The organism is Arthrobacter sp. YAF16 (genome assembly GCF_052113385.1).
GTDB lineage: Bacteria > Actinomycetota > Actinomycetes > Actinomycetales > Micrococcaceae > Arthrobacter.
The window spans coordinates 699,237-723,124 of record NZ_JBFRDC010000001.1 but is presented as its reverse complement, the minus strand read 5'-3'; the positions used below and the strand labels follow the sequence as shown (position 1 = coordinate 723,124).

The following is a 23,888-nucleotide window of genomic DNA, read 5'->3' as shown; positions in this document are numbered from 1 at the left end:
CGTTGAGTTGCAGATCGCCCGGCGCAAGCTCGATCTGTCGAAAACAGCGCCCCAACTGCAACATCCCTGACGTCTTGCGCCCCAGAGATGGGGGGTGGCATCTCAGGAAGTCGGTTGGACGGCGGCGTCGAGAACTGACCGGCCGTTGCCGGCGTCCAACAGGGTGTTTAGGGTAGGGAAAGCCACATACCAATCCAGACAAGAGGAGCAACAACTTCCTTGACCTTCCCTCGGCCGCCCATCGCGGTTCTGCCGGACACCGCGGATACAAGGCTCTTTGGTGGACCTCACAAGCCACGCCAACGACCTTTCAGAAGCCTCGCACGCCCTCGCGTGCGCGCTGGGCGCGGGTGAGGAATCAGAGCTATGGATGCCGCTTACGTCGCACGCCGTCACGGCGTATATTCGCCCGTTCATCTTCTCCAATGTCCGCAGCCGACTCGACGAGATGCCGGGCATTCCAGCCGTTCCGGCCGCCCATCAAGCGGTGCACGACATCATTCGAAAGTATCGCAACACCACCATTGCGCACTCGCAATCAAATCTGGTCATGCCGCTGCCTCTCGCGATTTTGAGTGCCGAAGGGCAAGGGGTCGATGTCATCGGTGTGTCGATCATCCATTCGATGCCATTAGCCGTGGCCGAACGCTTCGCTAACCTGATCGGTGCGATGGAAGGGATCGTTGAACTTGCAACGCAACCAATTCTGGAGCGTCTGCGTACCTGGCTGAAGGACCAGGCCCCGGAAACTATCGACGGTTGGGAGCTCCCGGAAGTCATCCATGCCATTGACTCGGAGTTCACGGCTGCACACCGAAGAAAGCGGATACCGCGCTTCACCAGTTATTGGCGCATTGAGCACCCGGTTTAGAACTGCCCTGCGACAACTTCTCTGGGTAGTATCCGCTGACATATCCCTATCCTTACAGCCTGCAACCCTGATGGTTCACGGCTTTAGCGGCAACTGGCATGCCGGAAATCTAAGGGCAGGGAGTAACCGGTTGAACCGATGAAAGGAATTGGTCGTCATGAGAAGGTTACTGCGTGAATCCTGACGCCCTCAGAAAGTGGACCGATGTTTATCTGGCCGAGTTGTTGGCAATGGACTCGTTGTCTTTGGCGAGCGACGCGCGCTCGCGACGATGGAATAAACACGTCCATCGAATGCAGCGTGCCCAACTCGAGCTGAGAAAGTCTGCCGAGGGTCGCGCGACAATTACGGCGATGATGGCTCATTCCGTGCCGACCGTGGCGCTGTGGTCCGCAGCTCATACTCTGTTCTGGTCAGAATCCGAAGCGCGGGTTTTTCTGCAAACTCTCGCAAGCTCGTGCGGCGCAGGGTCCTTCGAGGCAGAGATGGTGTTGCGTGAATTCAACGCTGGCCGCCTCCGGATGGACTGGGAGCCCAAGAGCAGATGATCTGGCGCGCTCACGGACTGGTTTGCTGTGTTTGCGCTTCCTTAGCGGGAGGTTGATACTTCCACACATGGAGGACTCCCTCCCCGTGCGCACGACCTTCGGTAACGAATTGGATGTGACATGAACGCTAGCAAGCAACCGACGAAGGCTCTGTCTGTGGGTACCATCGTCGGTGGCCGGACTACATCAAACCGGGGCTGGATCGACGCAGTCAACGAATTGACCAACCGGATAATCAATGCGCGAGACGGCGTTACTTCCGCCTTAAACATCAATGTCGAATTCCACATTCCCGGGAACCTGATTGCTCCCGGCTATGCGGGGGTCCGCCCTGCAAGTTTCCGGACGGACGATTCGCTATTGAAGGTTCAGGTGGCCCTACCAGCCCAAGCCCCGGATGACCCCCGGTCCGCCCTCATAGGGTATCTATGGGCAGCTCTCGACGCAGCCGATGTCTGGGCCGTCGGGAAGCGCAAAAACTTCGACACAGCAGCACTCCGCGAAATAGTCGGGTCAATTGAGGCATCCGCAAGCCGAGACCACTTGGGCTCGGAACAGCCGTCGGGCCCGGGTTTAGGGTAGTGCCATGAGCGACACTCTTCCCTGGCACGCAGCCGGCAATGTTCGTTGGTTGCCGCTGTCCCGAAGTGTTGGACGTCCGGTGAGTCCCTCGGCACCAAGCTATTCTCCGACGGCAGTCTTCGTCCTCGGAGGAGAAGCGGAGATCATCCCTGGGTGGCCATCCACGGGCGAGCACTTCAGCCTCGAGATCGAGTTGGGCAATCCCGACCTGACTGGGCGCGTTCCGGCAAGATTTCGATTCTTAGCGCCAGAACTCGTAGGAGATTATTTAACTCCAGGCGCGGCATTCATGGTGATGGAGGGGCCCAGGCCTGTCGGGGAAGCGGAAGTAATCACCGTTGCCGGGGCCGCCGATGAAAAGGGCACGCAGCCATACCGCGTTGCGACGTCGCGCGCCGCCCAGGAGGGATCTCAGCCCTCTGGAGTCCCCCATCCAGGAGCCTCCGCAACCGCTGGCGAAAGCGATGGCCGCTAAGAACACGTGTTCTTAGCGGCCATCGAAAATGGTCTCAAAGGATCAGGAACTACACGTTGAAGCGGAACTCCACCACGTCGCCGTCGGCCATGACGTATTCCTTGCCTTCAATGCGGACCTTGCCACGGGCCTTCGCTTCGGCCATCGAGCCGGCCTCGATGAGGTCGTCGAAGGACACAACTTCGGCCTTGATGAAGCCGCGCTGGAAATCGGAGTGGATCACGCCGGCGGCCTGCGGTGCCGTGTCGCCCTGGTGGATGGTCCAGGCCCGGGTCTCTTTGGGACCGGCGGTGAGGTAGGTCTGCAGCCCCAGCGTGTGGAAGCCGACGCGCGCCAGCTGGTCGAGGCCGGACTCGTCCTGGCCGTTCATTTCCAGCATTTCGCGGGCTTCTTCCTCGTCCAGTTCGACGAGGTCGGACTCGAGCTTGGCGTCGAGGAAGATGCAGTCGGCCGGGGCCACCATGGCGCGTAGCTCTTCCTGCTTCTCCGGGCTGCCAAGGATTCCCTCATCCGCGTTGAAGACGTAGATGAACGGCTTGGCCGTGAGCAGGCCCAGCTCCTTGAGGTGTTCCATCTCGAGCTTGTCGCTCTTGATCGAGGAGAAGATGGTGTCGCCGCGTTCCAGCACAGCCTGGGCGGCCTTGACGGCGGCAAGCTCGGCGGCTTCGCGCTTCTTGATCTTTACTTCTTTTTCGATCCGGGGGACGGCCTTCTCGATGGTCTGCAGGTCCGCCAGGATCAGCTCGGTGTTGATGGTCTCCATGTCCGAGCGGGGATCAACCTTGCCGTCGACGTGGATGACGTCTGGGTCATCGAACACGCGGACGACCTGCGCGATGGCCTCGGCCTCACGGATATTCGCGAGGAACTGGTTGCCCAGGCCCTCACCTTCGGAGGCGCCCTTGACGATGCCGGCGATGTCCACGAAGGACACGGCGGCCGGGAGCAGGCGTGCGGAACCGAAGATGGCCGCCAGCTTCTCGAGCCGCGGGTCCGGCAGGTTCACGACGCCGACGTTGGGCTCGATCGTGGCGAACGGGTAGTTCGCAGCGAGCACCTGGTTGCGGGTCAGTGCGTTGAAAAGAGTTGATTTGCCGACGTTGGGCAGTCCGACGATGCCAATAGTAAGAGCCACGAGTATTGATTCTACCGGTAAACGGGCCGGTCCCCTGCGGCGGCGGGGCGCTGTTCGCCGTCGGCGTCGCTCCTGGCTGCCTCAGACCGTGAGGGCCCGTGCGTCACTGGCTAAAAGTGTCACGGGTGCGTGCCAGAGTGATGGCATGGACGCTTTCGCACTTATTCTCGCCCTGCTGATGTTGCTGATCGGAGCCGTCGCCGGCGCCGCCTTCACCTTCGTGGTGTTGCGGCGTCGCAGCGCCGGCCTTGAACAGGACTTCGACGGCGTCTCCGCGCGCCTTTCCGAGGTCAGCGCCCAGTTCGCCGCCGCCGACGCCGAACGCCGCCTGCTGGCGGCCCAGAACCGGGAGCTGGGCGACGCCAGAACGCAGGACGGCAGCGTGCTGCGTGCACTGGCCCCCGTAGCCGAAAAGCTCACCGCGGTTCAGCAGCAGGTCGCGCTGCTGGAGCGGGACCGGCTGGAACAGTACGGCCAGCTCGCCCAGCAGCTGCAGGAGGCGAGGCTGTCTGACGAGCAGCTGCTGCGCTCAACGCATGCGCTCGAATCCGCCCTGCGCTCCAACAGCGCGCGCGGCCAGTGGGGCGAAGTGCAGCTGCGCCGCGTGGTCGAGGCGGCCGGGATGCTCCGCCACGTGGACTTCCACGAGCAGCTTCACAGCTCCGGTTCCGGATCAGAGAACACCGTTCGGCCCGACCTCGTGGTGCAGCTCCCGGGCGACAAGCAACTCGTGGTGGACGCCAAGGTGCCGCTGACGGCCTACCTTGAGGCGCAGGAACTCGGCGCCACCGCCGCAAGCCGGGCCGCCGGGGCGGGAACGCTGAACGGTCAGCAGGCCCTGCTGGCCACCCACGCGAAGGCCCTGAAGGCCCACGTGGACGCCCTGAGCAACAAGAAGTACTGGGACATCCCCGGCAATGCCCCGGAACTGGTGGTCTGCTTCCTGCCCGCGGAGTCGATCCTGGCCGCGGCACTCACTGCGGATCCGGCCCTGCTGGACTACGCGCTGTCCAAGAACGTCGTCCTCGCCTCGCCCGGGACGCTGCTGGCGGTCCTTAAATCGGTGGCGTTCACCTGGCGGCAGGACGTTCTGACGGACAGCGCGCGGGAGCTTTTCGAACTGGCGCAGCAGCTCTATGAGCGGATGGGAACCCTGGGCGACAACGTCTCCAAGCTTGGCTCATCGCTGAAGACCTCGGTGGACCGCTACAACTCCCTGGTCGGCACACTGGAGGCCAGGGTGCTGCCCACCGCACGGAAGCTCAACGCCCTGGACGGCGCGGGCCTGGCGACTCCGGTCACCGTCGAGGTGACACCGCGCTCGGTGGCGGCACCGGAACTCCAGCAGGAAATTGGCGTACGGGACGTCGTCGGCGACCGGGCCGACGACGTCGAGCGGCGCAACGACGCCGGCACCTCGGAAGAGTCAGCCGCGTAGGACTACTCTCCGGGCGAGGACTGTTCCGGGCGAGGACTGTGCCCCGGGCTAGGACTCTTTGGCGGCGCGGGTGCCGCGGCCGCCAAGGGCGCGGGTGACGTCCCCGGCCTGCTTCAGCGTGGCCCGGAGTTCCTTTGGCAGCGAGAACAGCAGGTCCTCCTCCGCTGTGACGACTTCCTCGACGGAACCGTAGCCGTAGTCGGCCAGGAGCCGCAGTACGTCCTTCACCAGGACCTCGGGCACGGACGCCCCCGAGGTCACGCCTACCGTGGCCACGCCCTCGAACCAGGACTCGTCCACCTCGTTGGCGAAATCCACCCGGTAGGAGGCCTTCGCCCCGTATTCAAGTGCCACTTCCACGAGGCGCACGGAGTTCGAGGAGTTGGCCGAGCCAACCACAATCACGAGGTCGGCCTGGGGCGAGATCTTCTTGATGGCCACCTGGCGGTTGGTGGTGGCGTAGCAGATGTCGTCGCTGGGCGGATCCTGCAGCGTGGGGAACCGCTCTTTCAGGAGCCGCACGGTCTCCATGGTTTCGTCCACGCTCAGGGTGGTCTGCGAGAGCCAGATAACCTTTTCCGGGTCGCGGACCGTCACCTTGTCCACCTCGTGCGGGCCGTTGATGATCTGGATGTGCTCGGGGGCCTCGCCGGCGGTGCCTTCGACTTCCTCGTGGCCGTCATGGCCGATCAGCAGGATGTCGAAATCGTCCTTTGCGAAGCGGACAGCCTCTTTGTGCACCTTGGTCACCAGCGGGCAGGTGGCATCGATGGTGCGCAGGCCCCGGTCCTCCGCAGACTGCACAACAGCCGGCGAGACACCGTGCGCCGAGAAGATCACCAGGGCGCCTTCAGGAACCTCGTCGGTTTCGTCAACGAAGATGGCACCCTTTTCCTCGAGGGAGCTGACAACGTGGACGTTGTGCACGATCTGCTTGCGGACGTAGACGGGAGGACCGTAGTGCTCAAGCGCTTTTTCCACCGCAATCACGGCACGGTCGACGCCGGCGCAGTAGCCGCGCGGGGCCGCCAACAGTACCTTCTTCGGTCCGGTCACGGGTGCCGCCGCCAGCACTTCCTCCGGCGAACGCCGCCGGCGCGGAACGGAGGGCATCGGAATGGATACAGCGGTGGAGGTCATGCCCCAATGCTACCGGTGTTCGCTACGGCAGGTTATTTGACGCCGGCCGGCGGCCGCCGACAACACGGAGCACGATGCCGGCGGCCAGCAGCACGCCGCCCGCCAGCAGCGCCGCCACAATCCACTGCCCGAAGCTGGCCGTGGCCGCCGCCACGAATTCACGTTTGAAGATCCCCGCCACGTCGTTGCCGCTCCCGACGCCCTGCACCATCGTTCCTGCCGCGTCCGAGCCAAATTTCCAGACACCGGCCAGGACCAAGGCCCCCAGACCGGTCCCGGCAAGGACCGTCCACTTCCGCCGCGCCGCGACGAACGCCAGGAGGAACGCAATGGCCGAGCCCACAGCCACGGCGGTGCCCATCGGCGCATAGGCCGAGACCCGTTCGATGAGCTGGCGCTGGTCGGACTGGCCGATGCTGATGCGCACCTGCTCCGGCGCCTTAATCGGAACGGGAGAGGCCTCCGAGACGCGCTTGACCACCAAACCGACCAGCGGGGCGACGTCCAGTGTCAGGGAGGTGGTGCCGGCCACTTCCGGCGGAAGCGTGCGGGGATCGGCGAAGCTTAGCCGGTGACTCCTGCGCAGGGTCTCTGCCCAGGCCTCCGAGTATCCGGGCATGGAGGTCAGTGACTGCGCGGCGTCCGCCAGGATCGGTTTGACCACGGCCTCGAGGGGGGCGGGCAGCTGCTGGCCGCCGAAGGCCATCCCATTCACTGCGGCCGTGGCCAGCCTCTTCTGGAACGCGGGGTCCTTGCCGAGCGGTGCGGTGAGGGCGACGAAACCCTCCTCCTGGACAATGTTCCGGTCCACCCACATGGCCGGGACGGCAACAGCCGCCATGGCGAGGCCGATCAGCACTGCAATGGCCGAGACAAAAGTGCGCACGAAAGTCTCCTAGAAGGTTGGGAGTAGAGCCATCCTACGGTGGCGTCGCCGCGAACCCGAATGCAGGGCACCGTAAAGCGGGGCACCGTAAAGCAGCGGCCCAAAACGTCCGGCCCTACTGGTAGACCTATGGATAGAGTTGAAGCAGCTCCCCTCTTTATCAAAGGACCATGCATGCACCCGCACCTGCACCAGGCACTTTTCGCCGGCGGCCACCGGCATGTCTGAAGACACCGCCGCGGCCACCACCCTGCCGGCGACTGCGGCAGACACCAGCCCGGACAACCCGTGGCCGCTGCAGCTGCTCTCACAAAAACTGAAGATGCACATCGACCGGGCGCCCTCGGCCTGGGTCGAGGGCCAAGTCATCGAACTCAACCGGCGCGGCACCAACGCCTACCTCACGCTGCGGGACATCGACGCGGAGATCTCCCTCCCTGCCTCGGTCTGGACCAACGTCCTGGACCGCCAGCCCACGCCGCTGGAGCGCGGTTCCCGGGTGGTGGCGCTGCTCAAAGCCGAGTTCTGGCTGAAGACGGGCCGGCTGAACATGTCGGTCAAGGACATCCGGCCGGTAGGACTCGGCGACCTGCTGGCCAGGATCGAACGTCTGCGCCAGGCCCTCGCGGCGGAGGGGCTGTTCGCCGACTCCCGCAAAAAGCGGCTGCCCCTGCTCCCCCACCGGATCGGCCTGATCACCGGCCGCGACTCGGATGCTAAAAAAGACGTGCTCCGCAACGCGGCGCTGCGCTGGCCCGCCGTCGAATTCGAAATCCGCGAGGTGGCCGTCCAGGGCAACACCGCGGTGGCCCAGGTCATCGGCGCGCTGCAGGAGCTGGACGCCCACCCGGAGGTCGACGTCATCGTCATCGCCCGCGGCGGCGGCGCCCTGGAGGACCTGCTCCCCTTCAGCAGCGAGGAACTCATCCGGGCCGTGGCCGCCGCGGCCACGGCGATCGTCAGTGCGATCGGCCATGAGGCGGACCGTCCCATCCTTGACGACGTCGCCGACCTGCGCGCCTCGACGCCCACCGATGCGGCGAAACGGATTGTGCCCGACGTCGTGGAGGAACTGGCGCGGGTCCGGCAGGCCCGGGAGCAACTGCGCCGCGGCGTCACCCGCCTGGTCGAGCGGGAGACGGACCGGCTGGCCTCGCTTCGCTCCCGACCGGTGCTGGCAGCCCCGGAGGGCATGGTCACCGCCCGGCACGACGACGTCGAACGGCTCAAGGGCCGCTCCCATGCGGCCATCAACACCGCCGTCGTGCGGGCCGCCGACCAGCTGGTCCACCTTAAGGCCCAGGTGCGCGCCCTCTCGCCGCAGAAAACGCTGGACCGCGGCTACGCCGTCGTCCAGCTCGACGATGGCAGCACCGCCCCGGGAACCCGCCACGAAGTGGTGCGACACCCGGACCAAGCACCCGCCGGCACTCCCCTGGCCGTGCGGGTGGCCGGCGGCAGGTTTAAGGCCCAGTCCACCGGCGGCCAGGAGCCCGCCGAGGACTGACCGGCCCATTTCCAAGAACCCAGGCAATCCAGACTTCCCGGACCCCGCGACGGGACCCCGACACGCGGTAGGCACCGGACCCACGCAAGGAGCATCAGCATGGCAGCAGAAAACGCAGCAACCCCGACCCCGAACACCGACATCGACGGCCTCAGCTACGAGGAGGCCCGCGAACAACTCGTGGGCGTGGTGGGCAGGCTTGAGGCCGGCGGCGCCAGTCTCGAGGAATCCCTCGCACTGTGGGAGCGCGGGGAGGCCCTCGCGAAGCGGTGCGAGCAGTGGCTCGAGGGCGCCCGCAAGCGTCTCGCCGCGGCCCGGGACCAGGCCGGCCAGGAAAGCTGACCTACGGCCGGCCGGCTAGGAGCGCCGCACCAGCTCGCGCTCCATGTCGACGTCGATCTCCGGGACCGGCCACTCGAGCGCCAGTCCTTCCAGCGCGTCCAGCAGCAGCTGCTGTACAGCGATCCGGGCATACCACTTCTTGTTGGCAGGGACCACGTGCCAGGGCGCAAGCTCGGAGCTGGTCCGCTCAAAGGCGGCCTGGTAGGCGTCCATGTAGTCGTCCCAGAAGGCCCGTTCCTTGAGGTCGTTGCCGCTGTACTTCCACATTTTCGAGGGGTCTTCCAGCCGTGCGAGCAGCCGTTCCTGCTGCTCGTCGCGGCTGATGTGCAACATGACCTTGACGATCTTCGTCCCGGCGGCCGTCTGCCGGGCCTCGAACTCGTTGATGGCCCGGTAGCGGCGCTCCAGTTCCTCTGCGTCCGCCCAGCGGTGCACCCGGTGGATCAGGACGTCCTCATAGTGGGAACGGTCGAACACGCCCACCATGCCGGCCGCTGGTACTTCCTTCTCGATCCGCCAGAGGAAGTCGTAGGACTGTTCCTCCGGGGTGGGCGCCTTGAACGACTTGAGCTGCACGCCCTGCGGATTCATCTGGCCCATGACGTGGTTGACGATGCCGCCCTTGCCCGCGGTGTCCATGGCCTGCAGGACCAGCAGGACGCGCTTCTTTCCGCCGGTCCTGGACTCCGCAAAGAGCTGCTCCTGCAGCTGCGTGAGCTTGCCGTCGAGCTCGCTAAGCAGGGTCTCTCCGGCGGCTTTGTCCCCGGCGTAGCCCGGTGTGGAACCCGGGTCAAGGTCGCGGAGGCTGAACTTCTTGCCTGCCCTCAGGGTCTCGGAGGGATGTTTGTCGAAGTCCACGACATCTGCCATCAAAGCCTCTTTCCGGTTCGGGCAGCCCGCCGGCCGGACGTTCGGCGAGCGGCGCTGCTGTCCCGAATCCTAGTTGCCCTGGTACCGGCTCAGGAAGTCCGCCATGCGGTTGATCGCTTCCTCGAGGTCCTTGACGTTCGGCAGGGTCACCATTCGGAAGTGGTCCGGCCGGACCCAATTGAAGGCGCGGCCGTGGGAGACGAGGATCTTCTGCTGGCGCAGCAGGTCCAGGACGAACTTCTCGTCGTCGCGGATGTGGTAGACCTCGGGGTCCAGGCGCGGGAACAGGTACATCGCCCCGCGGGCCTGCTGCGTGCTGACGCCCGGGATGGCGTTGAGCATGTCGTAGGCCTTGTTCCGCTGCTCCAGCAGACGGCCGCCGGGCAGGATCAGGTCGTTGATGCTCTGGTATCCGCCGAGTGCCGTCTGGATCGCATGCTGCGCCGGCACGTTAGCGCACAGCCGCATGTTGGCGAGCAGGTTGATGCCTTCAAGGTAGTCCGCGGCGTCCTTCTTCGGACCCGAGATGGCCATCCAGCCGGCCCGGTAGCCGCAGACGCGGTAGGCCTTGGACAGCCCGCTGAAGGTCAGGCAGAGCACGTCGTCGCCGGTGAGGCTGGCCATGTTCACGTGGACGGCGTCCTCGTAGAGGATCTTCTCGTAGATCTCGTCGGCGAACAGCACGAGGCCGTGCTTTTCGGCCAGGGCCACGATCTTCTTGAGCGTTTCCTCCGGGTAGACAGCGCCGGTGGGGTTGTTGGGGTTGATCACCACGATGCCCTTGGTGCGCGGCGTGATCTTCGCTTCGAGGTCGTCCAGGTCCGGCTGCCAGCCGGATTCCTCGTCGCAGAGGTAATGCACAGGCTTCCCGCTGGCCAGGGCCACCGACGCCGTCCAGAGCGGATAGTCCGGGGTGGGAATGAGGACCTCGTCGCCGTCGTCCAGCAGGGCCATCAGCGACATGGTGATGAGCTCGCTGACTCCGTTGCCCAGGTAGATGTCGTCGACGTGGATGTTCTGGATGCCGCGGGTCTGGTAGTACTGCGAGACGGCGGTGCGGGCGGAGAAAATGCCTCGGGAATCGCTGTAGCCCTGGGCGTGCGGCAGGTGGCGGATCATGTCCACCAGGATCGCGTCCGGCGCTTCAAACCCGAACGGGGCCGGGTTTCCGATGTTCAGTTTGAGGATGCGGTGACCCTCTGCCTCCATCTGCTGGGCGGCCTGAAGAATCGGTCCACGGATGTCGTAGAGGACATTATGAAGCTTGGTGGACTGCTTGAATTCTGCCATTCATCAAATATGCCATATGGCGGATGTACTTCCCCTGAGACTTGTCTCACAGCGGAAGTCCGCGTCACACGGGCTCCCCGGGGCCGCCTGGCACCGAGCGGCGCAACGACGGCGGCGTAGCGACGGCGGCCGCCGGGTCCGGGGGTGCCGGATCCGGCGGCCGCCGTCGAGCGCTCAAAAGCTCCGGTCTACTTGACCAGGCCCTTGTCCTTGAGCCACGCTGCCGCGGCGTCCTTCGGGTTCTGCTTCTCGCTGCCGCCGACCGCCCGGTTGAGGTTGATCAGGTCCTCAGTGGTGAGCAGCTTGGAGACGGCGTTGAGCGCCTCCTTCGCCTTGTCGGTCATCTTGGCCTTGTTGTACAGCGGCAGGACCTGCTGGGCGATGAAGTTGTTCTTCGGGTCCTCCAGCACCACCAGGTCGTTGTCCGCGATGGCCGGGGTGGTGGTGTAGATGTCGGCCACCTGGACCTGGTCCGAAAGCAGGGCCTTGACCGTGACGGGGCCGCCGCCGTCGCTGAAGGGTTCCAGCTTCTTGGGCTCGCAGTTGTAGTTCTTCTTCAGGCCGGGCAGCCCGTAGGCGCGCTCGGCGAACGTTGCGGGGGCGCCGACCACGATCTCGTTGCAGACCTTGGCCAGGTCCTCGATGGACTTCAGCTTGTACTTCTCGGCGGTGGCCTTGGTGACCACCATGGCATCCTTGTCCTCGGCCTTGGCGGCGTCCAGCACGGCCAGGCCGTCGGGAAGCTTGCCCGGCAGTGCCTTGGCAATGTCGTCGGCGGAGATCTCGGTGGCGTCCTTGTTGACGTGCAGCAGCAGGTTTCCGCTGTAGTCCGGGATCACGTCCACGGAGCCGTCCTGCACGGCCTTGAAGTAGACCTCGCGGGAACCGATGTTCGGCTTGGTGGTGGCGGTGACGCCGGCGGCGTTGAGTGCCCCGGCGTAGAGCTCCGCGATGATCTGGCTCTCGGTGAAGTCGGCCGAACCGATCACGAGGGCGCCGCCGGCTCCCCCGGAGGAACCGCCGCTCGCGGGTGCCGAGGACAGCGGGTTGGACGAGCCTCCGCAGGCGGACAGGGCCAGGGCCAGGCCGACGCCGGCGGCGAGGCCGCCGAATGCGCGCCTGCCGAGGGCTCGTTGGCGGTTTTCTTTCATGACGTACCTCCTTGGACAACAGTCTCCGCCGGTGCGGGGTCTGTGAGATCAACCGCGGCCTGCTGGCTCCGGTTTGGCTTGTTGGCGGCCCCACGGGACAGGAAGAGCCGCTGGAATAGGACGAGGACAAGGTCGACGGCGATGGCGAGTCCCGCGATGAGCAGCGAGCCGCCGAGCATCTGCGGGAAGTCGGAGAGCACCAGGCCGTCGAAGAGGTAGCGGCCCAGGCCGCCCAGGTTGATGTACGCGACCACCGAGACCGTGGCGATCACCTGGAGGACTCCGGTGCGGAACCCGCCGAACATCACCGGAAGCGCGTTGGGGAACTCGGCCCGGAAGAGCACCTGGAGTTCGGTCATGCCCATGGCCCGGGCGGCGTCCACGACGTTCCGGTCCACGCTGGAGATTCCCGCGTAGGTCCCGGCCAGCAACGGCGGCACGGTCAGGATCACCAGCGCCCAGACCGGAGGCATCAGCCCGATCCCGGCCAGCAGGACGAAGAGCGTCAGCAGGCCCAGGGTCGGCAGGGCGCGCAGGGCCCCGGCGAGGGCCACCACGGCCACCCGGCCGCGGCCGGTGTGGCCGACGTAGAGGCCGATCGGGACGGCGATGGCGGTCGCAATCAGCATCACGAGGCCGGTGTACTGCAGGTGCTCGGCCAGGCGAACCGGAATGCCGGTGCTGCCGGACCAGTTGTCCGGGTCGGCGAGCCACGCGGCGGTGTCGGTGATGACGTTGCTCATGCGGACGCCCCAGCCGTGGAATCGGACAGCCGCCGGGCCGCGGCCGGCTCCCCGGGCTTCCCGGTTTTCCCGGCGCCTGCCCGGGTCCACGGGGTCAGGAGGCGTTCGAGCAGGACCAAAACGGAGTCCATCAGCAATGCCAGCACCAGGATCGCAATGATGCCCACCATCACCTCGGTGACGAAGTCGCGCTGCAGCCCGGAGGTGAAGAGCATGCCCAGGTTGCCGATGCCCAGCAGGGCGGCGACGCTGACCAGGGAGATGTTGCTGACCGAGACCACGCGGAGCCCGGCGAACAGCACCGGCAGGGACAGCGGCAGGTCGATCTGCAGGAACCGTGCCAGGGGTTTGAAGCCCATGGCGACGGCGGCCTGCTGCAGGTCCTCGTCCACGGAGTCAAACGCGTCCAGGGCGGCCCGGACCAGGAGCGCGACGGCGTAGATGGTCAGGGCCACCACGACGTTGACCGGGTCCAGGATCCTGGTCCCCAGCACGGTCGGCAGGATGATGAAGAGAGCCAGCGACGGGATGGTGTAAAGCAGCGAGGACGCGGTCAGGACCACGGTGCGCAGGGTCCGGTTCTGCCTGGCAAGCTGGGCCAGCGGGATCGAAATCAGCAGGCCGAAGAGCATCGGCAGGATCGCCAGGACGAGGTGCTGGCCGGCGAGGCTGAAGACCTGCCCGCTGTTGGCCAGGAACCATTGCATCAGCGCACGCCCTGCCGGACCCGGCGGTCCGCTTCGATCACGGCGAGCACTTCTTCCGCCGTGATCACACCGGCCACCCGGCCGTCGGCGTCGACAGCGACGCCGAGTCCGGACGGCGAGGACAGGGCCGCGTCCAGCGCGCGGCGCAGGGTCTCGCCCTTGTGGAAGAGGGAACCTCCCGGGACGGTCGCCGCTCCGGCGCCCGGCGCGCTCCAGCCCAGCGGCCGGTTGTCGGCGTCGACCACGAGCTGCCACTCGCCCGCTCCGGGGCCGCCGTCACGGCCGAGGGCGTCGGCGCGGACGGTGTCGACCGGGTGGATCGTGACGCCGTCGGAGGGGCTGAAGGCGAGGTGCCGGAAGCCTCGGTCGCGGCCCACGAAGGACGCGACGAAGTCGTTCGCCGGGGCCCGCAGGATCTCTTCCGGCGTCGCGTACTGCGCCAGCTTGCCGCCGCCGGCGAAGACGGCCACTTTGTCCCCGAGCACCGTGGCCTCGTCGATGTCGTGGGTGACGAACACGATGGTTTTGGCCAGGTCGCGCTGCAGGCGGAGCAGTTCCTTCTGCAGTTCATCGCGCACCACGGGATCCACCGCGCTGAAAGGTTCGTCCATGAGCAGCACGGGCGGATCTGCGGCGAGGGCGCGGGCCACTCCCACGCGCTGTTGCTGGCCGCCCGAAAGCTGTGAGGGGTAGCGGCGGCCGAGGCCGGAGGCGAGGCCGACGACGTCGAGCAGCTCCTCCGCGCGCTTGCGGGATGCCGCCTTGGACACGCCGTTGAGCCGCGGGACGGTGGCGATGTTGTCCAGCACGGACCGGTGCGGCATCAGCCCGGAGGACTGCATGACGTAGCCCATGGAACGGCGCAGCTGCGCGGCGGGCACGGAGGTGACGTCCTGCCCGTTGACGGTGATGGTGCCCGAGGTCGGCTCGACCATGCGGTTGATCATCCGCAGCGAGGTGGTCTTGCCGCAGCCCGAGGGGCCGACGAAGACCGTGATGGCGCCCTTGTCGATAGACATGCTCAGATCGTCGACGGCGGCCTGGCCGCCCTGGTACTGCTTGGTGACGCTCTGGAACTCGATCATGGCCTCTGCCATTCCGGGCTTACCTAACTGTTGGCGGCAACATGGGACGGTCCAGCCAACTGATCATATGCATGCTGATTTTTGGCTGTAAAGCGGGTATGACCCAGCGTAGCTGCCACCGCCGGCGATGTCGGAGCACAGAATCGAAGAAACGGGCCCGATAACGTCGGCGGCGCCGGGGCTACCGTTGGCATTCGGCGCCGGGCGGGATTTGGATGGGCGCGGGTTCAGGCCCGGTCCCGGACCCCGCGCTGGTCCGGGACCGGCACTGTGTCACGTCGCCCGGCCGCTGCCCTTACCGTGGCCTTTTCCGTTGTCTTTTCCCCTGCGGGGATGGTCGTGGCTGAGCCGCTCGGCCGCCCGCTGGCTCCGGCTGGCCACCACCACCTTCTGATGCCACTCCCGCTGGTACGCCCGTCGGGCGGCGGCGTCGTGGCGCCGGGCCAGGGCCGCCACTTCGCGCTGCATCTTGAGGTAGCTTGCCCAGCGGCGCTCGTCCAGGGCACCCTCCGCGAGCGCGGCCTGCACGGCGCAGCCGGGTTCGCGGCCGTGCGCGCAGTCGGTGAACCGGCACCGGGTGAAGACCTCCTCGAGATCGCCGAACATCTCGTCCATGCCGTCCCCGGCATCGAACAGGCCAAAGCCGCGCACCCCGGGCGTGTCCATCAACACCGAGCCGCCGGGCAGTGGCACCAGCTCCCGGGACGTCGTGGTGTGCCGGCCCTTGCCGTCACCGGCCCGGACCGCACCCGTTTCCTGCGCCTCGAACCCGACGAGGGCATTGATCAGGGTGGACTTCCCGGCGCCCGAGGGGCCCAGCAGCACGATGGTCCCGCCGGGCGGCAGATGAGCCAGCAAGTCATCGAGGCCATCGCCCTGCTCGGCGGAGGTGGTGACCACGTCGACGCCGGCGGCCTGCAGCATGACCTGCCCGACGACGTCGTCCGCCACCTCAGCGAGGTCTGCCTTGGTGATCACCACCAGCGGGGTGGCGCCGGAATCCCAGGCCGCGACGAGTGTCCGTTCGAGCCTGTTGTGCGTGAGCGGACGGTCCACCGGCACCACGACGCCGACGACGTCCATGTTGGCGCCGAGCACCTGCGCTTCGGAGGATGCCTCGAAGGCGCGCTTGCGGCTCAGCTCTGAGCGGCGCGGCAGCACGCCCACGATGGCTGGATCGCCCACCGGGTTGCTGCCGAGCCAGACCCAGTCGCCGGTGGCCGGGATGGGTCCGGTCCGCGGGTAGGGCAGCTGTGCCTGGCCGGCATGGTCCGCGACCAGCACGAGGTTGCGGTCCACCCGGACCACCCGCCCGGCTCTGGTGCCGCCGGGGACGGGATTGGCGGCGAAAAGTTCCGTGACGGCCTCGGTGAAACCGAAACGGGCCGGCCCCTGGAGGCCGGAGTGGTGACTGAACTGAAGATTCAATGGAAACCCTTTGATGGGCCCGGCTGCGCATTGCCCGCTGCGGTCTGGAGAGACCGGTCAGCTGTAAGGGCTAGGAGGTGTGGACTGCCGGGGCAGGAATAATGATGGGGCTTTGGGGTGTGCGCTGCGCGCGCAGTTCCGTTGCTTTCATTGCTTCCACCTCCCCGGCTATCTGGCCCACAGCTGGGCTCATCGGGCGGCCTTCCCGGCCGCGGTTTCTCTAGGGTAACCGCCCGCGCCGCGGCTGGCTAGGGATTTCTCAGGCGAGCTTTCCGTCCAGCGGTCGCTCGCGGTACAGCCGGAGCGCGGCATCGACCAGTGAGACCCGGTTCAGGCCCGCCACCTCGGCCAGCGGGATCCAGGCCGCGTGCGTGGTGCTGCCGCCTACCTCATGCCGCAGTTCCCCGCCGGTGATGCTCGCTTCATAGACCAGCCGCAGGGACTGGAAGTCGCGGTGGCCGCCGTCGAGCCGGCTCTCGGCGGGCCAATGCCCGACGTCGATCCCCAGCATGGCGCCGATCTCAGCGTGGTAGCCGGTCTCCTCGTAGATCTCCCGGCGGCACCCGTCCACGGGGTGCTCGGCGAGATCCAGACCGCCACCCGGCAGGGTCCAGCCCTCCTTGCCGCCCTGCTTCCAGTACGCGAGCAGGAGGCAGTCATCCCGGAGGATCAGTCCGTAGGCAGCCGGGCGGGTATCGAATGGCAGGGTCATTGCTCCAGCGTAACGGCGCAGCGCGGGCCCTGCCGGATCTCCGGGTTCGGCCCTAAAGTTTGAGTGTGACCAACCTCGAAGTCCTTCCGCCCGAAGAAGTCTGCCCCGCCGCCCGCAGCGTGGAGGGGACCGCCAGCGGCCCGTGCCTGCAGTTGTGGCCGGCCAGGGAGGTTCCGCTGGGCGGCGTCCGCGCCATGAACGTCTCGCGGACCCTGCCGCAGCGCGGGCTGCCGACGGTGGGCGCGTGGTGCTTCCTGGACAGCTTCGGACCGGACCGGGTGGCCATGTCCGTGCTGCCGCACCCGCACACGGGGTTGCAGACTGTCACCTGGCCGCTGGCCGGCAACATCCGGCACCGGGACAGCGTGGGCAGCGACGTGATCGTCCGCCCGGGCGAACTGAACATCATGACGGCGGGCCGCGGCGTTTCGCACTCCGAATTCGCGGTGCTCCCCGTGAACGGGGTTCCGGGCGGGCCGACACCGGAACTGCCCGTGCAGCGCGGACTGCAGTTGTGGGTCGCGCTGCCGGACTCCGAACGGCACCGCGCACCGGCCTTCGAGCAGCACCGCGAGCTGCCCGTGGTCCGCGGCGACGGCTTCAGTGCAACCGTCATGGTGGGGACCCTGGCGGGCACCACCTCGCCGGCCACGATGTACTCCCCGATCGTTGGCGCCGACATTAGCTGCACCGGAAGCATCAGCCTGCCGCTGCGGCCGGAGTTCGAGCACGCCGTGCTGGTGCTCGACGGCGCCCTGGCCCTGGACGGCCAGGAGGTGCGGCCGGGCCCGCTGGGCTACCTTGGCTCCGGGCGCAGCCGCCTGGACCTGGACGCCGCTCCGGGCACCCGTTTCCTGTTGCTGGGCGGCGAGCCGTTCGAGGAGGAGCTGCTGATGTGGTGGAACTTCGTCGGCCGCAGCCACGAAGAGGTGGAGCAGTCACGGCTGGACTGGGAAGCCCAGGCCGGGCTCTCCGACGACGACGCGTCGCGGGCACGGTTCGGGCTGGTGCGCGGACACGGTCCCGACGCCGGATCCGAAGCCGGCCGCATCCCGGCGCCGCCGTTGCCGGGGGTGCCGCTGCGGCCGCGACGCCGGCAGTGACTCCGTCCTAGGTTCCCCGCTGCGGCTGCCGCTAGCCCTGCTCGGCGACGAGCTGGAGCACCCCGAACACGGGTTCCTGCTGCAGCACCCGGACGTCGGTGATCCCGGCCGCGGCCAGGGCAGCGCGGAACGATTCCTGCAGCCGCGGCACGTTCATGCCGAGCCCGCTGCCCAGGATGACCGGGCCCTCGATGCCGAGCTGCCTCACGGTCTGCTCGGCCATGGCGGCGAGGTCGCGGCCGGCCTGGTCTATCAGCTCCCGGCTCGGCTCATGGCCGGCGTCCGCCGCCTCCACGACGAGCCGGGCGCGCTGGGCCCAGAAGCGGCGTCCGGTCTCGGGTGAGTGGAACAACGCAATGAGTTTGTTCGGGTGGCCCACCCCGCAGGAATCCAGCAGGGCCCTGGTAAGTTCATCCGGTTCCAGCCCCTGGTTCATCCGGCGCAGGCTGTGCCGCACGGCCTCGCGGCCCAGCCAGTAGCCGCTGCCTTCGTCGCCGAGCAGGTAGCCCCAGCCGCCGGCCCGGGCTTCCTGTCCGCGGCTGTTCTTGCCCCACGCGGCCGAGCCGGTACCGGCGATCACGGCGACGCCGGTGCTGGCCCCGCCGGCTGCCAGCAGGAGCCGTGAGTCGTGCACGACGGTGATCTTGGCGCCGGGCACGTGCGGGGCGATCAGCGCGGCGAGCGCCGCGGCGTCGTCGTCGGTGTCGATCCCGCCGGCTCCGGCGTAGACCTGGGCGACGTCACCGCCGCCAATCCGGGCGAAGAGCTCCGCGAGGTTCCGGGCGGCTTCCTCGGGAGTGACGTTCTGGACGTTCGCGCTGCCCACGGACTCGTCGGCCACGGGCTTGCCGGCCTCGAACCGGACCCCGCGGGTCTTGGTGCCGCCGATGTCGAGTCCGATCACGGCGCCGGATGTAGTGGCATGCGCGGCGGCGGAAACGGCGTCCGGCGGTGTGGGGATGTCAGAATGAGTCACCGGAACAGCCTACTGAATCACCGACAGGAGCGAGCAATGTCCCGCGATATCTTCGGTACCCGCATTATCGCCGCGCCGATGGCCGGCGGGACTTCAACTCCGGCCTTCGTCACGGCCGTGCACGAGGCCGGCGGTCTGGGCTTCCTGGCCGCCGGCTATAAGAGCGTTGCTGCAATGCTGGCGGACATCCGCGCCGTCCGCGAGTCCGGTGCGCGGTTCGGCATGAATGTCTTCGTCCCGGACCCGGCCCAGCTGGCGCCCTCCGCGGCCACCGTGGCCGAGCTCGAGGCATACCGGCTGCAGCTGCGCGCAGACGCCCTGCGCTACGGTGTGGAGCTCCCGACTTTGCGGCTCGATGACGACGACGCGTGGCAGGCCAAAGTCGAGGCCCTGCTGGCGGATCCGGTGGAGCTGGTCAGTTTCACCTTCGGCCTCCCCGGCGCGGACGTGGTCCACGCCCTGCAGCGGGCGGGGTCGGCGGTACTGGCCACGGTCACCACCGCGGCCGAGGCCCGGCAGGCGGCCGAACAGGGCGTGGATGCCCTGGTGGTGCAGCATGCGTGCGCCGGGGGCCACAGCGCGGCGTTCCTGCCCGTGTCAGTCGATCCGGGTTCAGCCGTGCCGGGTTCAGCCGCGCCGGCCACGACGGCGGAGCTGATTGCGGCGGTGCGCTCCGCCGTCGCGCTCCCCCTCGTCGCGGCCGGCGGGATCATGGACGCCGCCGGCGTGGACCGGGTGCTGGCCGCGGGCGCACAGGCAGCCCAGCTGGGCACGGCCTTGCTGCGCACGGAGGAGAGCGGCGCCCGGCAGTTGCACAAGGACGCCCTGTCCAGCCCGCACTTCACCCGGACGGCCCTGACCAGGGCTTTCACCGGACGGCCGGCCCGGGCGCTGGTCAACGAGTTCGTCCGGGACCACCCGGACGCGCCGGAGGCCTACCCGGCGGTGCACCACCTCACTGCCCCGCTGCGCGCGGCCGCCGCCGCCGTCGGGGATGCGGAGCGGCTGAACCTCTGGGCCGGAACCGGCTGGCAGCAGGCGCGCGCCGCCTCCGTCGCGGACGTCCTGCCGGGCCTGTTGGGCTGAGCGGCGCGGGCGGCCTGCCCGCTCGCGGCGTCGCTGCGGACTCGCCGTGTGGAGACGTCGAGCCCGGACGGAACCCGCGAGCGAAGAACGGCGACGACGGTGCGTGCGCGGGTTCCGTCCGGCTCAGGTGCCCGAGCGTCCGCGGACAAAGCCGGCCAGGAGCGCCGGGCCCTCGCTAAGCACCAGCTCGCGGAACAGCCGCACCGGGTCCGGCTCGGCGTCCGCTCCCCCGCGCCGTTCCCGCCAGGCCAGGCCGATCTCCCGGAACGCCAGGCCGGAGTCGAGCGCCAGTTCCACCCAGCCCAGGTCGCCGGACTGCCCCGGGGTGTGGCGTCCGGGGGCCAGTCCGCCGGGCGGCAGGATGCTTACACCCAGCCCCGCCGAGACGAGCCCCCTGGCCGTGTGGGAGTCCTGGCTTTCGAAGGCGATGCGGGGCCTGAATCCGGCTTCCCGGAACAGTGCGTCCGTCAGCGAGCGCATGCCGTAGCCGGGGCCCATCGCCACGAACGGGTCCTGACGGATCTCCGCGAGGCGGGCACGACGACGCCGGGCGAGCGGGTGCCGGTGGTGGACCACCAGCCGCAGCGGTTCCCGGTACAGGGCAGCCGAGGAGATCAGCCGGCTCGGCGCCGCGATCGGGGCAGTGAGTGCCAGGTCCGCGTCCCCGGCGGCCAGTTCGGCCAGGCAGCCGTCCCGCGCACCCTGGCTGAGGTCGAAGGCCGGCTGCGGATGCCGGCTGCGGAAGGCACTGATCATCAGCGGCAGCATCGCCTCGCCGAAGGTGTGCTGGAACGAGACCGCGATCCGGCCGCGCACCACCTCCGACTCGTGCCGGACCAGGTCCAGCCCGGCTTGGAATTCGCCCAGTGCGGCCTCAATGTGCGGGAGGAGCGCCTTGGCCGCGGGGGTCAGCCGCACGCCGCGTCCGTCCCGGATCAGCAGTTCCGTCCCGATGATGCCGCTGGCCCGCGCAATTCCACGGCTCACCGTTGACTGGGGCAGTCCCAGCACCTCGGCCGTGGCGGTGATGTGCTGGGTCCGCCCCAGCTCGGCCAGCAGGGGCAGCAGCGGCAGCAGCTGGACGAGCTGCTTGTGCTCAACGTCCATGGCCAACCCTCTCAATCGTTCCGTATTTGCCATGAATACTATGAGAAACATGCATTGGAAGCATGTCTTTCCGGGACCTATTCTGGGGACATGCCCCGCCTACCCCTCCGCAATCCCGCAACCGAGCCCGATACCGCAGCTGATGCGGGCACCGCGGCGGACGGCAGCCCCGCAGCCGGCGGCGGGGTAACCGCGTGGGCGGGCCATCCCAAAGGCTCGGCGGCTTACCGCCGGATCCTCGCCGGCCTGGCCTTCGCCGGCGTCGCGACCTTCGCCCAGCTCTATTCAACCCAGGCCGTGCTGCCGATCATCGCCGCCGATTTGCAGGTGACGGCCGCCGAGGCGGCCCTGACCATCTCCCTGGCCACCGTTGGCCTGGCCGCGACGGTCCTGCCGTGGTCCTTTTTGGCCGACCGGATCGGCCGGGTGCGTGCCATGGCCTGGGGCATCTCCGCGGCCACCGTCCTGGGGCTGCTGGCCCCGCTGGCACCCAGCTTCCAAGTCCTGCTGGGCCTGCGGATGCTCGAGGGCATGGCACTGGGCGGCATCCCGGCCATCGCCATCGCCTACCTGAACGAGGAAGTGAACAAGGCCCACGCCGCCCTGGCGGCCGGTACCTACGTCGCAGGCACCACCCTCGGCGGGCTGGCGGGCAGGCTCGTGGCCGGTCCGGTGGGCGAGCTGTGGGGCTGGCGGGCCGCAGCACTGGCCGTGTCCGTGATGGCGACGTCCGCCGCCGTCCTGTTCCTGGTGCTGGTGCCGCCGGCACGGAATTTCACCGCCGCGGCCGCCAGCGGCTTCCGCGGCGCCCTCGCAACCCTCGCCGGCCACGGCCGGAACCCGCGGCTGCTGGCCATCTACGTCCAGGCGTTCCTGCTGATGGGCGGCTTTGTTGCGGTCTACAACTACCTCGGTTTCCGGCTGTCCGGCGAACCTTTCAGCCTGCCGGCCACCCTGATCAGCCTGATCTTCCTGGCCTATCTCTCCGGCACCGTCTCCGCCCGCTGGGCCGCCGGGCTGACGCTGCGCTTCGGTCGGCGCAGCGTGCTGGTGGCGGGCACGGTCCTTATGGTCGCCGGGCTCGCACTGACCCTGACCGAGCTCCTGGTCCTGATCCTGGCCGGGCTGTTGCTGTTCACCGGCGGCTTCTTCGCGGCCCACAGCATCGGCTCCGGCTGGACCGGGGTGATCGCGAGCACGGGCCGCGCGCAGGCAGCCTCGCTCTACAACCTCGCCTACTACCTGGGATCCAGCGTCATCGGCTGGGCCGGCGGCCTGCTGTTCCAGTCGTTGGGCTGGACCGCCCTCGCCCTCGCCGTGATGGGCCTGGCCTGCACGACGGCGGTGATCACCGCCGTCGTGCATCCCGCCGGCGCGGGCGGCGCCGTCGCCGCGAGCGCATCCCCAGGGCGGAGCGCGGCGCGCTAGCGGGTCGCCTCGAGGGCCTGCACAAGATCGGCGACAATGTCCGCCGGGTCCTCCAGCCCCACGGAAACCCGGAGCAGGCTGGCGTGCGGCTTGGCCTCCGCGGCGACCGGCCGGTGGGTCAGGCCCGCGGGGTGCTGGATCAGGGTGTCAATGCCGCCCAGCGAGACGGCGTGCGTGATCATGCTGACGGCTGCCGGAATGCGCTCGGCATGTTCGGCACTGGCCAGCTCGAACGCCAGCAGCGAGCCCGGGCCTGCCATCTGGGTGCCGACCAGGCCGCGCGGATCGCACTCCGGCAGGCCCGGATAGAACACCCGCCGGATCAGCCCGTGCTCCGCCAGGGCGGCCGCGACCTTCTCGGCGCTGGCCTGCTGCGCCCGCACCCGGACCGGCAGGGTCGCCAGGCCCCGGTGCAGCAGGTACGCCGGCCATGGCGTGAGGATGCCGCCGGTGATGGCCCGGATCTGCCGGAGCCGGACGGCCCATTCCGGGGAAACGGCGACGACGCCGCCCATGGCGTCGCCGTGGCCGCCGAAGAACTTAGTGGCGCTGTGCAGCACCATGGCCGCACCGTGCCGGTACGGCTGCTGCAGGACGGGAGTGGCGAAGGTGTTGTCCACCAGCAGCGGCACGCCGTCCGCCGCAGCCGCCGCGGCGGCGATGTCGACGAGCTCCAGGCTCGGGTTCGCCGGCGTCTCCAGGATGACGAGCCCGGTGTCGGGGCGCAGTGCCGCGCCGATGCCGTCGGGCGTGGTGAAAGTGACCTCGGTGCCCAGCACCCCGGAGGCCAGCAGGTGGTCGCTGCCTCCGTAGAGCGGCCGGACCGCCACCACATGCTTCTTCCCGGTGGCGACGACGGCGAGCAGCACCGCGCTCAACGCGGCCATGCCGGTGGCGAAGGCGACGGCTTCTTCAGTGGCCTCAAGCAGGGCGACGCCGTCTTCGAAGCGGGCGACGGTCGGGTTCCAGAGCCGCTGGTAGACCGTGCTATGCCCGTCCAGGTGCGGGCCGCCGGTGGCCATCTGTTCGTAGGCGAGGCCGCCGTCGTGGACGGAGGGCAGCGGCGCCGTGGTGGACAGGTCGATCGGGACGGCGTGGACGCCGAGTTCCGTGAGGCCGTTCCGGCCGGCGTGGACCGCCAGCGAGTCTTGAGAAAGCACCGTTACTCCTTATGAATATTCACCATTGAATGCGGTAAGTATCTGGCAATAATTCGGCGTTTTACAGGGGTTCTGAATGGAACTGTCAGATAGTGGCGTTTATGATGAACTCACAACA

The 23,888-nt window shown here is 68.0% G+C and carries 22 protein-coding genes; 8 read left to right on the top strand and 14 right to left on the bottom strand.

Annotated elements, in window-relative coordinates; translation table 11 throughout:
- Nucleotides 1–280: 280 nt before the first annotated feature.
- Together AB4Y91_RS03460 and AB4Y91_RS03455 are read left to right on the top strand one after the other, a co-directional pair.
- Complete coding sequence (locus AB4Y91_RS03460) at nucleotides 281–871, top strand: hypothetical protein (protein WP_441417135.1); 591 nt, start codon at nucleotides 281–283, stop codon at nucleotides 869–871.
- A 173-nt stretch (nucleotides 872–1,044) separates the two neighbouring features.
- A complete protein-coding gene (locus AB4Y91_RS03455; protein ID WP_441417134.1) occupies nucleotides 1,045–1,419 on the top strand; it encodes a hypothetical protein in 375 nt (124 codons plus the stop codon).
- Between the two features lie 1,106 nt (nucleotides 1,420–2,525).
- Here AB4Y91_RS03455 and ychF read toward each other — a convergent pair.
- A complete protein-coding gene (ychF, locus tag AB4Y91_RS03450; protein WP_441417133.1) occupies nucleotides 2,526–3,611 on the bottom strand; it encodes a redox-regulated ATPase YchF in 1,086 nt (361 codons plus the stop codon).
- A 145-nt stretch (nucleotides 3,612–3,756) separates the two neighbouring features.
- Between ychF and AB4Y91_RS03445 the strand changes: the two genes are divergently transcribed.
- Nucleotides 3,757–5,049 carry a DNA recombination protein RmuC gene (locus tag AB4Y91_RS03445; protein WP_441417132.1) on the top strand — a complete coding sequence of 431 codons (1,293 nt, stop codon included), beginning with the start codon at nucleotides 3,757–3,759 and terminating at the stop codon, nucleotides 5,047–5,049.
- Nucleotides 5,050–5,097: 48 nt separating this feature from the next.
- Here AB4Y91_RS03445 and AB4Y91_RS03440 read toward each other — a convergent pair whose 3' ends face one another.
- Together AB4Y91_RS03440 and AB4Y91_RS03435 are read right to left on the bottom strand one after the other, a co-directional pair.
- Entirely contained in the window at nucleotides 5,098–6,189 is a 1,092-nt protein-coding gene (locus tag AB4Y91_RS03440) for a 4-hydroxy-3-methylbut-2-enyl diphosphate reductase (RefSeq protein WP_441417131.1), read from the bottom strand.
- Between the two features lie 22 nt (nucleotides 6,190–6,211).
- Complete coding sequence (locus tag AB4Y91_RS03435; RefSeq protein ID WP_441417130.1) at nucleotides 6,212–7,075, bottom strand: hypothetical protein; 864 nt, start codon at nucleotides 7,073–7,075, stop codon at nucleotides 6,212–6,214.
- 220 nt (nucleotides 7,076–7,295) lie between these two features.
- On the opposite strand from AB4Y91_RS03435, the gene xseA reads away from it, so the two are divergent.
- Both xseA and AB4Y91_RS03425 read left to right on the top strand, forming a co-directional pair.
- Nucleotides 7,296–8,582 (top strand): exodeoxyribonuclease VII large subunit, encoded by a 1,287-nt coding sequence (gene xseA, locus AB4Y91_RS03430; RefSeq protein ID WP_441417129.1) that lies wholly within the window; start codon nucleotides 7,296–7,298, stop codon nucleotides 8,580–8,582.
- 99 nt (nucleotides 8,583–8,681) lie between these two features.
- On the top strand, nucleotides 8,682–8,924 hold the full coding sequence (locus tag AB4Y91_RS03425) for an exodeoxyribonuclease VII small subunit (RefSeq protein WP_175321268.1): 243 nt from the start codon (nucleotides 8,682–8,684) through the stop codon (nucleotides 8,922–8,924).
- 15 nt (nucleotides 8,925–8,939) lie between these two features.
- Here the strand turns inward: AB4Y91_RS03425 and AB4Y91_RS03420 are convergent, their stop codons facing one another.
- From AB4Y91_RS03420 to AB4Y91_RS03385, 8 genes are all read right to left on the bottom strand, one after another.
- Nucleotides 8,940–9,794 carry a polyphosphate kinase 2 family protein gene (locus tag AB4Y91_RS03420; protein WP_441417128.1) on the bottom strand — a complete coding sequence of 285 codons (855 nt, stop codon included), beginning with the start codon at nucleotides 9,792–9,794 and terminating at the stop codon, nucleotides 8,940–8,942.
- A 69-nt stretch (nucleotides 9,795–9,863) separates the two neighbouring features.
- Nucleotides 9,864–11,084: a pyridoxal phosphate-dependent aminotransferase gene (locus AB4Y91_RS03415; RefSeq protein WP_175321266.1), complete on the bottom strand. Its 1,221-nt coding sequence runs from the start codon at nucleotides 11,082–11,084 to the stop codon at nucleotides 9,864–9,866.
- A gap of 188 nt (nucleotides 11,085–11,272) precedes the next feature.
- Nucleotides 11,273–12,235: an ABC transporter substrate-binding protein gene (locus AB4Y91_RS03410; protein ID WP_441417127.1), complete on the bottom strand. Its 963-nt coding sequence runs from the start codon at nucleotides 12,233–12,235 to the stop codon at nucleotides 11,273–11,275.
- On the bottom strand, nucleotides 12,232–12,978 hold the full coding sequence (locus tag AB4Y91_RS03405) for an ABC transporter permease (protein ID WP_441417126.1): 747 nt from the start codon (nucleotides 12,976–12,978) through the stop codon (nucleotides 12,232–12,234). Before AB4Y91_RS03405 ends, AB4Y91_RS03410 begins: the two co-directional genes overlap by 4 nt.
- Nucleotides 12,975–13,685, bottom strand: coding sequence for an ABC transporter permease (locus AB4Y91_RS03400; protein WP_441417125.1), 711 nt, complete (start codon nucleotides 13,683–13,685; stop codon nucleotides 12,975–12,977). The genes AB4Y91_RS03405 and AB4Y91_RS03400 overlap by 4 nt, the downstream gene beginning before the upstream one ends.
- Entirely contained in the window at nucleotides 13,685–14,782 is a 1,098-nt protein-coding gene (locus AB4Y91_RS03395) for an ABC transporter ATP-binding protein (RefSeq protein WP_441417124.1), read from the bottom strand. Before AB4Y91_RS03395 ends, AB4Y91_RS03400 begins: the two co-directional genes overlap by 1 nt.
- A gap of 261 nt (nucleotides 14,783–15,043) precedes the next feature.
- Nucleotides 15,044–16,198, bottom strand: coding sequence for a ribosome small subunit-dependent GTPase A (gene rsgA / locus AB4Y91_RS03390; protein ID WP_441417123.1), 1,155 nt, complete (start codon nucleotides 16,196–16,198; stop codon nucleotides 15,044–15,046).
- A 259-nt stretch (nucleotides 16,199–16,457) separates the two neighbouring features.
- The gene (locus AB4Y91_RS03385) at nucleotides 16,458–16,910 is read right to left on the bottom strand and encodes an NUDIX hydrolase (protein WP_175321262.1); all 453 of its coding nucleotides are present in this window, start codon (nucleotides 16,908–16,910) and stop codon (nucleotides 16,458–16,460) included.
- Between the two features lie 65 nt (nucleotides 16,911–16,975).
- On the opposite strand from AB4Y91_RS03385, the gene AB4Y91_RS03380 reads away from it, so the two are divergent.
- Nucleotides 16,976–18,013 (top strand): pirin family protein, encoded by a 1,038-nt coding sequence (locus AB4Y91_RS03380; RefSeq protein WP_441417122.1) that lies wholly within the window; start codon nucleotides 16,976–16,978, stop codon nucleotides 18,011–18,013.
- Nucleotides 18,014–18,044: 31 nt separating this feature from the next.
- Here the strand turns inward: AB4Y91_RS03380 and AB4Y91_RS03375 are convergent, their stop codons facing one another.
- Nucleotides 18,045–18,974: an N-acetylglucosamine kinase gene (locus AB4Y91_RS03375; protein WP_441417838.1), complete on the bottom strand. Its 930-nt coding sequence runs from the start codon at nucleotides 18,972–18,974 to the stop codon at nucleotides 18,045–18,047.
- A gap of 51 nt (nucleotides 18,975–19,025) precedes the next feature.
- Here AB4Y91_RS03375 and AB4Y91_RS03370 point away from each other — a divergent pair, with 51 nt between their 5' ends.
- Nucleotides 19,026–20,075, top strand: coding sequence for a nitronate monooxygenase (locus tag AB4Y91_RS03370; RefSeq protein ID WP_441417121.1), 1,050 nt, complete (start codon nucleotides 19,026–19,028; stop codon nucleotides 20,073–20,075).
- Between the two features lie 123 nt (nucleotides 20,076–20,198).
- On the opposite strand, the gene AB4Y91_RS03365 is transcribed toward AB4Y91_RS03370, so the two are convergent.
- Entirely contained in the window at nucleotides 20,199–21,182 is a 984-nt protein-coding gene (locus AB4Y91_RS03365) for a LysR family transcriptional regulator (RefSeq protein ID WP_441417120.1), read from the bottom strand.
- A 90-nt stretch (nucleotides 21,183–21,272) separates the two neighbouring features.
- Here AB4Y91_RS03365 and AB4Y91_RS03360 point away from each other — a divergent pair, with 90 nt between their 5' ends.
- Nucleotides 21,273–22,610, top strand: a complete 1,338-nt coding sequence (locus tag AB4Y91_RS03360) for an MFS transporter (RefSeq protein ID WP_441417119.1) — start codon at nucleotides 21,273–21,275, stop codon at nucleotides 22,608–22,610.
- Here AB4Y91_RS03360 and AB4Y91_RS03355 read toward each other — a convergent pair.
- Nucleotides 22,607–23,770 carry a trans-sulfuration enzyme family protein gene (locus tag AB4Y91_RS03355; RefSeq protein WP_441417118.1) on the bottom strand — a complete coding sequence of 388 codons (1,164 nt, stop codon included), beginning with the start codon at nucleotides 23,768–23,770 and terminating at the stop codon, nucleotides 22,607–22,609. The two genes, AB4Y91_RS03360 and AB4Y91_RS03355, sit on opposite strands and share 4 nt — an antisense overlap.
- Nucleotides 23,771–23,888 lie beyond the last annotated feature (118 nt).